The sequence below is a fragment of the Aquiflexum lacus genome (assembly GCF_015476655.1).
Lineage (GTDB): Bacteria > Bacteroidota > Bacteroidia > Cytophagales > Cyclobacteriaceae > Aquiflexum > Aquiflexum lacus.
On record NZ_JABFHF010000002.1, the window covers coordinates 183900 to 196192 of the forward strand.

The following is a 12293-nucleotide window of genomic DNA, read 5'->3' on the forward strand; positions in this document are numbered from 1 at the left end:
CAATTTGGTTGATTCTAATTCTTGGGATTTCATCTTGTATTGATAGATTTAATTTTGTCTCCGAAGTGCCACAAAGGCTTCTGAATGTAGAAGGATATATTACAACCATTCCAAAAGCACATCAAATCAAACTTTCCCAGGCTGAGAAATTTGGTCCTGAATTCGTTGGACTTGGCAGGCCTGTCACTTCAGCAACTGTATTGATCAAAGATGATTTAGGAAGCGTAGAAAACCTTGTTGAGGTAGGTTCCGGATATTATGCAACCTCACCGGATTTTGCGGCGGTAGTTGGAAGAAGTTATAATTTGGAAATTTACCTGCTGGACGGAAGCAGATATGTTTCTCTAAGTGAAACGGCCATGCCTGTACCTGAGGTAGATTCTGTCACCTACCATTCTGTCAGGACTGTCACTACAGATAGACTGAATGATGAAATTGGAGTGCGGGTTATGGCGCATTTTCAAGATCCTCCTGATGTAGAAAACTATTATTTCTGGAATGTATTGGAGTCAGACTTTGTGCTGATAACAGAGCCTGAATTATACCTCCTTCCTTTTGACCACCCCACCAACCCTAGGGGGCCGGCACCCAAAGATTGTTGTGCAAAGTGTTTTCATAAAGACAAACCAAAACCCACCAATATCATAACAGTTTCTGATGTAGACTTTGATGGCATATACCAAAATAGGAGAATCGCTTATGTGAGAGATGATGGTCTACGATTTAAAGAAACCTATAGGCTCGATATTCAGCATTTATCTGTTTCCGCCGAAACCTATCGTTTTCTGAAATTAATAGATCAGCAATTAAGTTTAACAGGATCTGTTTTTGATCCACCTCCTGCAAATATCAGGGGAAACATAATCAGTTTGAATGATAGGGATGAACAAGCGCTAGGACATTTTTTTGTTTCTGACGAAAGGTTTTTGAGAGTTTATATCATAAGAGACCAATTGGAGTTTTACCTGAGTCCTCAGACAACTGTTCCAGATGATTGTAGGGAATTTTTACAACAAGCAAATTTTCCAATGCCATTTCTGCCTGTTGATCCTCCGGCTGATTGGGATACAGGAAATTGAAGATTTTTTTAAACTAAAGTTTATTATTTCAATTAAAATTGTTACTTTAAAATTTCAGTTCCTAATCATGTATAAGTTAATTGTCAGTATCTTCTGAATTTTCAAGGGTCCTTATTTTCAGGTATTTGATTAGCATTCAGAGTAATTAAAGATTTTCAATGAAAAGTAAGAATTCAATTGTTTTAATTATTCTATTTAATTCTGCTATTCTGATCAGTTCCTGCATAGACAGATTTGAGTTCACAGCTGATGAGCCTGAGAGGATTTTGAATGTTGAAGGATTTATCAGTACAGTACCAAAGGCTCACCAAGTTAGACTATCTAGGGTTGAAAAGTTTGGTCCCGATTTTATAGGCCGTGCTAGACCGGAAGAATTGGCCACGGTCATGATCAAGGACGATTTGGGTAGTGTAATTTCTTTGACCGAAGGGGAATCAGGCAATTACTATACTGCTCAGGATTTTGCGGCGGAGTTAGGGCGCAGTTATAGTCTGGAAGTTTTCTTAAAAGATGGGCGGAGGTTTTTTTCTTTACCTGAAAAAGTAATGCCGGTACCCAATGTCGATTCTGTCACTTACCATTCTGTACGCACCACCACCGCGGACCGGTTCAATGATGAAATTGGAATTGCAATAACGGCCCATTTCCAGGATCCCGCAGATCAGGAAAATTATTATTACTGGAAGCAGTTGCCATCGACGTTTGTGGTGGTATCCGAACCGGAAAACTACTTGACTCCGGGTTTTTGGGATCCTCCAAAGCATCCTTGGCCATTGGATTGCTGCTCGAGGTGTTTTGATGTAGATATACCTTCTCCATTGAATGTCTACAGTGCCAGCGATTTTGATTTCAACGGAACTTATCAAAGTAGGACTATTGGTTATTTGCGGGATGATGGGTTAAAGTTTAAAGAAACATACCGATTGGATATACTTCACCTTTCAGTGTCTGAAGCCTGTCAAAGGTTTTTAAAATTAGTTGACCAACAAGTGAGATTGACGGGGTCTATATTTGACCCACCTCCGGCCAATATCAGGGGAAACATTTTGAATCTAAATGACCCAACCGAACAAGTAATGGGCTATTTTTTTGCTTCAGATGAGCAATTGTTGCGAACTTATATCCACAAAGAAAATCTGGAATTTTTTCTTACCCCGATCACTTTATTGCCAATTGATTGTCGAAATAAATATTTTGAACAATATCCCAACCCATTTAGACCCAACCCAGATCCATTGCCTATCACACCACCAATAGATTGGGACCCGGTTCGGTAATTTGAGAAGGTTTTCAAGTTCATGAATTGGATGGAATAGGTCTGAAAGGTCAAGTGATTTCCAAATCTTTTCTTAATTTGCACCCATGTGTTTATTAGCGTTTAACTGGAACAATCACCCGGAATATAAGATGATACTCGTAGCCAATAGGGACGAGTTTTTTGAAAGGCCAACCGAATCCCTGCATTTATGGGAAGAAGGGTTTTATGCGGGGAAAGACCTTCGGGCAGGAGGGACTTGGCTGGGTATTCATCCCAATGGGAGATTTGCTGCCTTGACAAATTACCGCGATATGCGGAATATGAAAAAGGATGCTAAGTCGCGCGGGGATCTTGTCAAGAATTTTTTACAGGGAGAATCAGGACCTGAAGAGTACCTCACCGAAATACAAAAAGAAAAAGACCTGTACGAAGGATTCAACCTTCTGGTAGGAACCCATGAGGAACTTTATTATTTCTCAAATAAAAAAGAGGTAATCCATCAATTGCCTTATGGCCTGTATGGATTGAGCAATGCCCTTTTGGATACCCCATGGAATAAGCTGCTGATGGCAAAGGAAAAGCTCAAAGATAAAATTGAGATAGGATCCTTGGACAAAAAGGAATTAAGTGAGGTGGTCCTATCCAAAGCCATTGAGCCCGATGATCAGTTGGCCGATACAGGGGCAACCTTGGAACAGGAGCGTGCTGTTTCAGCTCAATTCATCAATTTTGGAAATTATTACGGCACCATCAATACTACTGTTTTGCTCTGGAAACATTCGGGAGAAGTGGAGATAAAGGAAATGCGGTATTTTCAAGTTGAGGGTAGGACTGTCGAAAATGAAGTTACTTTTCAAATGGAAGAGTTGAATGAACATAAAATTGACTGAGACTGTTTTCCAATAAATTATAATTATGAGCATTTTGGATGTATTAATAGTCGGTGGAGGTCCCATAGGCTTGGCCTGCGGGATAGAATGTGAAAAATCAGGGTTGGATTATGTCATTGTAGAAAAAGGTGTTCTGACCAATTCACTTTTCAATTACCCTCTGAATATGACTTTTTTCTCTACCTCCGAAAAACTCGAAATGGGTGGCATACCATTTATGTCCATTGCCCATAAACCCACAAGAACGGAAGCACTTGAATATTACCGAAGGGTTGCAAAGACATGGAAGCTTAATGTCAGACTTTATGAAGAGGTCAAAACCCTTGAAAAGAAGGATGACTTTTTTGAAATCAAGACGTCCAAAGGAACCTACCAAACACGTAATATCATCATATCTACAGGGTTCTATGACCTTCCCAATCTGATGAATGTTCCCGGAGAAGATCTTCCAAAAGTTACCCACTATTACAAAGAACCCTGGCCCTATATCGGTCAAAAAATCATTGTGGTTGGCGGTGCAAATTCCGCTGTTGATGTGGCATTGGAAACTTGGCGCAAAGGTGCGGATGTCACTATGATCTTAAAAGATGAAGGAGTAGACAAGAATGTCAAATACTGGGTCAAACCGGATATCGAAAACCGCATCAAGGAAGGTTCCATCAAAGCTTTCACAAATTCCCTTGTTAAAGAAATCCGGGAAAATGAAGTAGTGATCAATACCCCTAAAGGAGAGGTCACTATAGAAAATGATTTTGTCCTCGCCATGACCGGATATGTTCCAAATTTTGCCTTATTAAATCAATTGGGAGTAGAACTGAGTCTGGACGAAAAGCGTCAACCCTGCTACGACCAAACCAATCAGGAGTCCAATATTCCTGGCGTTTACCTTGCAGGCGTAGTCTGTGGCGGATTGAATACCCGGGAGTTTTTTATTGAAAACTCCATTGTGCATGCCGAGCAGATAGTGGGGCATATTGTGGGGAAGGGGAAAGTATAAAAAAAAATGTTAATTTTAATGTAAGAGAAATTAAGCAATATGGACATTCAATCTATAAAAATCGACTTGATTCACTGGCTTACTGAATTAGAGGATATATCAGTGTTAGAAAAGTTGCAAACTTTCAAAAATCAAGAGGAGGAAAGTTTAAGTAAAGCACATAGAGACTTGTTAGATGAGCGAATTTCATCTTATCAAGAAAATCCTGATAGTTTGATAGATTGGGATGATATGGTGAAAGAGCTTGATGAACGCCTATGAGGAATAAGATTAAACTTTTGCCAGAAGCCCAATTGGACATATATGATATTATTGATTGGTATGATAAGCAAAAGATTGGGTTGGGAAGGCGATTCTACGAATCTTTAAAATCTAAGTTAAACTATATAAAGAAGTATCCTTTACATTGTCAGATTGCTTATCGTGATGTTAGAAATATTTCGTTAGATAAATTTCCTTATCAGGTACATTATAAATTAGAGGAACAAAACCATTTGATAATTGTATTTGCTGTGACACATACAAGTCGCGATCCAAAGGTTTGGCAAATGAAAAGCTAAAACTTTGATTGATAAGGAAAAACCAATCTTCCAATCCGCCGCGGCGGACAAGTCATTAAAATTTTTCAATCTTTCAATTCTTTTTTCCAAACCTTCCAATCTTTCAATTCCCCTTCCCTTATCTTTGCGGCATGAATTACTTATCAGTAGAAAATCTCACCAAGTCATTTGGTGAGCGCAAACTTTTTCAGAACATTGCTTTCGGAATAGATCAGGGGCAGAAAATCGCCCTCGTCGGTATCAACGGTGCCGGCAAGTCCACACTGATGAAAATCATCATGGGACTGGAAGTGCCGGATTCCGGTAATGTCGCCGTTAACCAACAGGTCAAAGTAGCCTATGTACATCAGAATCCTGTTTTTTCAGGCAACCTGAGTGTGTTCCAAACCATCTTTGATGGAAGCACTAACGAGACACTTCAGGTAATAGAGAATTACCACAAAGCCATGCTTGATTCCGAACACGGTAAGGACAATGGCGATGAGATGCAGAAGATTTTTGAAAAAATGGATACGCTGCAGGCATGGGATTTTGAATATCAGATCAATGAGGTTTTGGGCAAGTTGGGATTGCATGATACCGAAATGTCCGTAGGTAACCTCAGTGGAGGACAGCGTAAAAGAGTTGCCTTAGCCAAAGCCATTTTGGAAAAACCAGATCTTTTGCTGTTGGATGAACCAACTAACCATCTGGACTTGGAAACCATCGAATGGTTGGAAGATTACCTTTCCAAGGCTAATCTGGCACTTTTTATGGTGACGCATGATAGGTATTTCCTGGAGAAAGTAACCAATCAGATACTGGAATTGGACAATGGCAGTATTCACCGTTATATGGGGAATTATGGGTACTTTTTGGAGAAGAAAGAGGAACGCAGGGAAAATGAAGCCACTGAACTGGAGAAGGCCAAAAGTCTTTATAAAAAAGAACTGGACTGGATCCGCCGTCAACCTAAAGCCAGAAGTACCAAGGCAAAATACCGGGTGGATGCTTTTGAAGAAACCAAAGAGAAGGCTTTCAATAAAAGAGAAGAAAGAGAGATTGAACTGAAAGTCACTTCCCAAAGATTGGGGAATAAGATCATCGAAATAGAAAAACTGAACAAATCCTTTGATGACAAAACACTGATCAAGGAATTCAGCTATACTTTTAAAAAAGGGGATAAAATAGGGATTGTTGGCCCCAATGGTGCCGGTAAGACCACTTTTTTGAATATGATTACAGGGATGTTGACTCCTGACAGTGGAAAGGTTTCAATGGGGCAAACCACCGCTATTGGCTACTACCGTCAGGAAGAAGATGCCTTTGATGAGGAAAAAAGGCTGTTGGATATTGTAAAAGATGTGGCCGAAGTTGTCACAGTCGCAGGCGGGGCTACGATTTCAGTTTCGCAGTTCTTGACTAAATTTGGGTTCCCACCAAAACAACAACATACGCCTGTTGCCAAGTTAAGTGGGGGGGAGAGGCGTAGGCTGCAATTGTTGATGATCCTGATCAAAAGTCCAAACTTTTTGATTTTGGATGAACCTACCAATGACTTGGATATCGTCACCTTAAATACCTTGGAGGAGTTTTTGGACAATTTTCCTGGCTGTCTGATCATTGTATCTCACGATAGATACTTTATGGATAGGTTGGTGGAGCATTTGTTTGTGTTCGAAGGAGAAGGAAAAATCAAAGATTTTCCCGGTAATTACTCTGAATTCAGGGAATGGGAAAAAGAGGAGAAAGCTAGCAAAAAAGACGATAAGCCTTCCAAAGAGATCAAAGTAGAAAAACCTGCGTCAGATCCAGGAAAACCTAAAGCGACTTTTAAAGACAAGAAGGAATTTGAGGAAATCAATGCCAAGATGGGATCCTTAAATACTGAAAAAGAGAAACTGTTTTCCTTGATCTCTGCCGGGACTGATGACCATGAAGCGTTGATGGAATGGTCGGCAGCACTGAAGAAAATCGATGAGAATTTGGAGGAATTGGAATTAAGGTGGTTGGAGTTGAGTGAGTTGGAAGGACTAGGGTAGTGGGCTAGTTCAAGACTTAGTCTTGGACTTTTTAACTATCAGTCTTCAGACTGAACCATTCATTTTTCTCTAGCTCTTACATGAAAAACTGTTTTATCGATCCTTGGCGGATTATCCAAGGAGTAACCATAAGCCAAACTATTCAGATAGGCAGCAATTTCCAATAATTCGGCTGTGGATCCATGCTTATAAATTTTTCCGTAGTGGATCTTTTCGGAGGCGTTAGATGCCTTGAAGGTATTTCTGTCCAGTTTGAATTCCATGGTTTCTTAAATCCTTTTATTGTAGCTGGCACCTTCATCAACGCTGGTATTGATAAATCCGGCTTGGTCCCCCAAATTTGAGGTCCATTTGTTTTCCTATTTAAAAGGATTTATCTGTCTGAAAAAGAGCGTATCATAAAACTAAAGCGTTATCAATCAAAAGTATTGAATTCCAGATTTCGGAACAGGTTAAAATTCAGAGAAATGTAAAAGATATTGGCATTCAATCCTTCATAGGGCCTTACAGGATTTCCTTGGGAAGATCCCTCTGTAAAATTAGAATTGAAAAATGGCGTCAAATAATATTTGGCTTTGATGCTTGTGCCTTTTGGTAACGATATACCCACAAACAAAGCATGCTGAACAGTATTTACCCTATCACTGAACCAAACACTGAATCTTTCAGTCCTTCTTTCATCGACAAAAGTTCTTTCTCTGTAATTGATGGCAAATTCCAATTCATAACCACCAAAAAGGAACCTGTCATCCAGGTTTCCGAATTTGAGTCCTACTGGAATTCCTAGGTTGTAGTTCCTGACCTTTTTTCGAACTGAGGGTGATTCATCATATATAAATCCCACGTTTCTAAGATTTAAGCCTGTAAACCATCCGAAATTTTCACTTTCATCCACATTGATCAGATTCTGAAAATTGAAAACAGGAGACCATCTGATTACATTGTTGTTGTTGGGAAGGGTACCTGTTGAAAATATCCATTCCCCGCTAGAGGTAGTATATATTTTTTTGTCTTTGACTACTTTTTTATCTTGTGCAATCAGGATATTTGAAACAAAAAACAAAGCGAAAATTAGGAGAAAGGGCTTTTTCATTTTTGAGGTTTATAAAATTCGAGTCAAATATCATTAATCTTATAAAAAATTGCAACTATATTTTTTGGCAAATAACTCATTATTTCACACGGATTATTTCTGTCGAATAACCGATTTTCAAGATATTTTTGTTCCTGCTCACAGTCTTCGGATAAAAGCATTCAAGGATTGTTCTACACCAATATCCATTTAATATCTAATATCAATTAGTATCTGGTAGTTTAGAAATTGATGTAATATTTGATAATGGGTAATATTGATAACAGAATAATCCCATTCATTTTTCAATAATTAAAATGGAAGCCTTAAACTGCCAAGGGCTGACCATCTCCATCCAACCGGACCAATCTTTCTGTCCTTGGTTTAAATACTCTCCTGAAAATGGGTTGAACCAAGTCACGTTGACTTTACCATTCTCCGGTTTTGGAACGATTACATTTACCCTTTCGGATTCTTTGGGAATCATCATCAGGTAATTGCCATTTCCATCATATAACCCATAGCCATTTGTAGCCATATTATCATTTCCTCCTTTGTCATTGGTGGTCAGTTTTGGAATGCTGGGTTTGAAATCATTGAGGTTGTATTTTTCAAAAAGTCCTGCCAGATGTTTGTAGTAATCATACCTTGGTTTATCAAAATCATGCTTTTCGTCAAATGCATCCCAAACCACAATATTCCAAGAAGCATCTTGCCAATAGTAAGAACCATAAACCCCCGCAAAAATACATTCATAAGTCCGCTCCAAGCAGGTTTCTGCATTGGTGTAATTTCCCAAAAATGAAACATAGGGACCTTCCTCATAGCCACCATGCTCGATATTGACCACAGGTCTGTCTGCATGGAATTCCCTGCCCTGCAACATCAGGGAATATAAGTTGGAGCGCCAACTTTGGATGGATACAAAATCCACCTTGTCCGGGTGTCTGGAATTATACTCGTAATCGTGTACAGTCAGGAGCCTTTTGAATGCATCACGTTTTCTGACCCGATGAATGCGTTCGTGGAGGTAGGGGATATCACATCTTCCATAATCCAAAGCCTCTTTGGACACATCCCAAATGACATTACTGAAAGCCTGATACCTGTCAATAATATAGTCGAAATACAGATTGTCTGCTTTGCTGTACATATCAGGCCAATTGACTTTTTTATTCCAGACATATATCATCAAATGGGCATCCAATCCACGTGCCTGCATTGCTTCAAAAACCCTGTCCAAATGTTGGAACAAACTGAGGTTGAGACGGCTGAAATCCGGATTTTCGTTTCCTCCTTCAAATGGACCGTAATCCAGTTTGCCAAAGTAATATTCTTCCGGCACATTGTCAGCGATCTTCCAACCTACATCTTGGGCATAGGCATTCATCACCATATGGTTGAATCCATTGGCACTGACATCATCCAATATCTGTCCAGTACGTGGCATTCCATCGGGTTCTTTGTAATCCAGCGCAAAGAGCCAATCAAGCTCAAAAGCCAAAAGAAAATGTGGACTGCCATCTTCATAGACAAAAGCCTGCGGATTGTTTGGGTCGATGATTACTGCACCCTTTTGTTTGGGTCTGGTATTGGGAATAACTTGGAAGCTTCCTTTCAGGCCTGCTAGTTCGGGTTTTGATGAATACGTCTCAAAGGACCAAATTCCGATTGTTTTAGATGAAAATCTTGAGGTCCAGTTGTTATTGCCATCATAAAATCCAGGAACCGTCATACTTTCACCATTTGGTCCGGTATAGATTGCCCCAAATTCCGTATCAAATGGGTTTTCATTCCCAACAGTCTTTCCTTTGAAAACAATATCATTGACTTGCCATTGTTCAACTGAAGTGTTGATGTTTTTTTTATAAACAGTGGATTTGATTTGTGCAGCTGATTCCAAGCTAAAAATAAAGAGCAAAAGGAGTGAAGTGGCTATGTGATATAACTTCATAGTTTATTTTTTTATGGGATAAAGAGTATTCTATAAGTATCAATAATATAAAAATAAGCAAAAAAAAGCAGTCGTAGAGATCCGACTGCTTTTTGAATGAAATTAAAATTGATATTAATAACCAGGATTCTGATCCGAATTCGTCAATGCAGAATTATTATCTATTTCTTCAAAAGGAATTGGAAGAAGTGAATATCTCTGATTCCAATTTGGAATTGGCTCATTAGGAAGGGATCCCAATTTTCTCCACCTTCTGATATCTCTATTTCTGATTTGTTCTCCAGCCAACTCTACCCTTCTTTCATGCTGAATGGCTGTTCTCATTTCCGCTTGGTTTGAAGTTGGATATTGAGCAGTTGGATATGGAGGCATTTGTACATCAGTGCGTGCCCTTACCTGATTGATATAAGGTAGTGCAGCAGATGGGCCACTAACTTCATTCTCAACTTCTGCCATCATCAAAAGTACATCGGCATATCTGATGACCCTGAAGTTGATTCCTGAACGAACATCTTCTGATGGTCTTTTATAAATCATTTGGTATTTTCTCCAACTTGGTCTTTCGATATTCCCTTGGACATTCTCTGCAGAAAGGACATTTTGCCCACCATTGTAGGTGTCTCCAATCCTGAAGAAATTATAAGATACACGAGGGTCGTCTTTTGCTGCTCCATTTGCCACTTTCTCATATTCATTGAATAATGGCAGACTTGGTAAAACGTTTCTCCATGCGGTAGGCCCATATTCCTGACCCCTGAAAGTTACCTCTGCGATACCATTTCCATCTCCGTTCCAAGCTCCAGCATCACCAAACGCTTCTGAGAACTGGATTTCCCAAACTGATTCCTCGTTGTTCTCATTTTCTTCCTCAAAGTTGTCCAGATACCTGTCAACAAGACTATATTGCCCTGAGCTGACAATTTCAAGAAGAAATGGTTTTGCCTGTGCAAATTCTCCTCTGAAAAGATGCGCTTTAGCAGCCAAAGCCTGTGCCGCGCCTTTGCTAGCTCTGCCCACATCAGTACCCGTATAGGTGTTTTTCAAGGGAAGTCTACTGATGGCTTCTGAAAGATCACTGAAAATCGAGGCATAAACCTGATCTTCGGTTACTCTAGGGATTCCGTTGGGAGAGCTAGCTGAGGTAGTCATCATTGGAATACCGCCCCATAGGGAAACCAATTCAAAATTTGCCAAAGCTCTTAGGATGGGTATTTGGATTTATTTGTGGGAGGAAGGGTCAGACCGGGCAATTACCCCCTTAGCCCAAGATCTGCCATATTGAAAAATGAAGGAGGAACATTCACCGATATTACAGCAGCGGTATGCCCGGATTGCATGGCTTTGGGCATGGTCACTACCGCAATCTGGACGGATTTTGACAAGGATGGGTTGATAGACCTGCTCGTAGTAGGGGAGTGGATGCCCATTACTTTTTTGAAACATACCAAATCTCCTTTAGGAGAATCAGTTTTCGAAAATGTCACCACTTCCTATGGTTTTGAAAATTCTCAGGGTTGGTGGAACAGTATATTGCCAACCTCTGGGCCAAAGGGAAATCCTACTTATCTCTTAGGAAATTTTGGAAAAAACATCAGGTGGAAGGCCTCTGAGCAAAGCCCCGTAATTATGGTGGCAAAAGATTTTGACGGCAATCAAAGTATTGACCCTGTCATGTTCCAGTATTTGGGTGATGGGATGTATCCTGTAGCAGGGAGAGATGCCTTGGTAGGGCAGGTGCCTTCATGGAAAAACAGGTTTTTGAAATACGCAGAGTTTGCTCAAATAAAGAAAGAAGCTTTTTTCACAAAGTCAGATCTTGAAAATAGCATCGAGTTGAAAGTGCATAATTTCTCTTCATCTCTTCTGTTCAAAACCGAAAATGGTTTTGAATTAAAGGAACTGCCCAATGAAACCCAGATTTCTCCTGTGTTTGGGATGGCGGTTTCTCAAGGTTTACGGTCCCAGCAAATGCTCACCGTAGGGAATTTCTATGGCAATGAGACCATTACCGGCAGGTATGATACCGGAAAGGGCGAGGTACTGTCTTTGAATCATAATGATTTGTCAATTGGGACAATTCATAATTCTGGGTTCAATGTAGACGGTGAGGGACGGGCACTGGCAAGCCTTACCATGGGAGACGGTTCTCAGGTATATATTGTAAGCCAACATCAAGGTGCTGTCAAAGTATTTAAGGAACAACTTTCAAAAGAAGAAGTTGAATTACTGGTTTTGGAAAAAGATGAATTCAAGGTTGAATACTATCAAGAGGGAAATCTTATAAGAGTGGAGGAATTTCCCTATGGCCAAGGATACCTATCCCAATCCAGTCGTAAAATCCCGATTTCCAAAAGAATTGAGAAGGTTGTCATTTCTGATTTTGCTGGGAATAAAAGGACAGTTCTGTTTGAAAGGAAATGAAAGCGCTCTTAGTGAGCTGAGGGGGAAACTATATTGTCACA

Annotated in this window: 12 protein-coding genes; 8 read left to right on the forward strand and 4 right to left on the reverse strand. The window is 39.9% G+C overall.

The features are described from left to right. The first annotated feature begins 65 nt into the window (after positions 1–65). The 7 genes from HMJ38_RS02825 (at position 66) to HMJ38_RS02855 (ending at position 6805) form a co-directional block, all read left to right on the forward strand. The gene (locus HMJ38_RS02825) at positions 66–1079 is read left to right on the forward strand and encodes a DUF4249 domain-containing protein (RefSeq protein WP_317174486.1); all 1014 of its coding nucleotides are present in this window, start codon (positions 66–68) and stop codon (positions 1077–1079) included. A gap of 158 nt (positions 1080–1237) precedes the next feature. Next, complete coding sequence (locus HMJ38_RS02830; RefSeq protein WP_194972866.1) at positions 1238–2356, forward strand: DUF4249 domain-containing protein; 1119 nt, start codon at positions 1238–1240, stop codon at positions 2354–2356. Between the two features lie 85 nt (positions 2357–2441). Next, positions 2442–3227 carry an NRDE family protein gene (locus HMJ38_RS02835; protein ID WP_194972867.1) on the forward strand — a complete coding sequence of 262 codons (786 nt, stop codon included), beginning with the start codon at positions 2442–2444 and terminating at the stop codon, positions 3225–3227. A gap of 25 nt (positions 3228–3252) precedes the next feature. Further along, the gene (locus HMJ38_RS02840; RefSeq protein WP_194972868.1) at positions 3253–4224 is read left to right on the forward strand and encodes a YpdA family putative bacillithiol disulfide reductase; all 972 of its coding nucleotides are present in this window, start codon (positions 3253–3255) and stop codon (positions 4222–4224) included. Between the two features lie 39 nt (positions 4225–4263). Beyond that, positions 4264–4485, forward strand: a complete 222-nt coding sequence (locus HMJ38_RS02845; protein ID WP_194972869.1) for an addiction module protein — start codon at positions 4264–4266, stop codon at positions 4483–4485. Further along, on the forward strand, positions 4482–4784 hold the full coding sequence (locus HMJ38_RS02850) for a type II toxin-antitoxin system RelE/ParE family toxin (protein ID WP_194972870.1): 303 nt from the start codon (positions 4482–4484) through the stop codon (positions 4782–4784). Before HMJ38_RS02845 ends, HMJ38_RS02850 begins: the two co-directional genes overlap by 4 nt. Positions 4785–4915: 131 nt before the next feature. Continuing rightward, the gene (locus tag HMJ38_RS02855; protein WP_194972871.1) at positions 4916–6805 is read left to right on the forward strand and encodes an ABC-F family ATP-binding cassette domain-containing protein; all 1890 of its coding nucleotides are present in this window, start codon (positions 4916–4918) and stop codon (positions 6803–6805) included. Positions 6806–6864: 59 nt separating this feature from the next. Here the strand turns inward: HMJ38_RS02855 and HMJ38_RS02860 are convergent, their stop codons facing one another. The 4 genes from HMJ38_RS02860 to HMJ38_RS02875 all read right to left on the reverse strand — a co-directional run bounded on the left by HMJ38_RS02860 (position 6865) and on the right by HMJ38_RS02875 (position 11025). Then, entirely contained in the window at positions 6865–7068 is a 204-nt protein-coding gene (locus HMJ38_RS02860; protein ID WP_194972872.1) for a hypothetical protein, read from the reverse strand. Between the two features lie 152 nt (positions 7069–7220). Continuing rightward, on the reverse strand, positions 7221–7898 hold the full coding sequence (locus tag HMJ38_RS02865) for a hypothetical protein (protein WP_194972873.1): 678 nt from the start codon (positions 7896–7898) through the stop codon (positions 7221–7223). A gap of 277 nt (positions 7899–8175) precedes the next feature. Continuing rightward, positions 8176–9831: a DUF5060 domain-containing protein gene (locus HMJ38_RS02870; RefSeq protein WP_194972874.1), complete on the reverse strand. Its 1656-nt coding sequence runs from the start codon at positions 9829–9831 to the stop codon at positions 8176–8178. A 114-nt stretch (positions 9832–9945) separates the two neighbouring features. Continuing rightward, positions 9946–11025 (reverse strand): RagB/SusD family nutrient uptake outer membrane protein, encoded by a 1080-nt coding sequence (locus tag HMJ38_RS02875; RefSeq protein WP_228779844.1) that lies wholly within the window; start codon positions 11023–11025, stop codon positions 9946–9948. An 18-nt stretch (positions 11026–11043) separates the two neighbouring features. On the opposite strand from HMJ38_RS02875, the gene HMJ38_RS02880 reads away from it, so the two are divergent. Next, positions 11044–12252 carry a hypothetical protein gene (locus HMJ38_RS02880; RefSeq protein ID WP_194972875.1) on the forward strand — a complete coding sequence of 403 codons (1209 nt, stop codon included), beginning with the start codon at positions 11044–11046 and terminating at the stop codon, positions 12250–12252. Positions 12253–12293 lie beyond the last annotated feature (41 nt).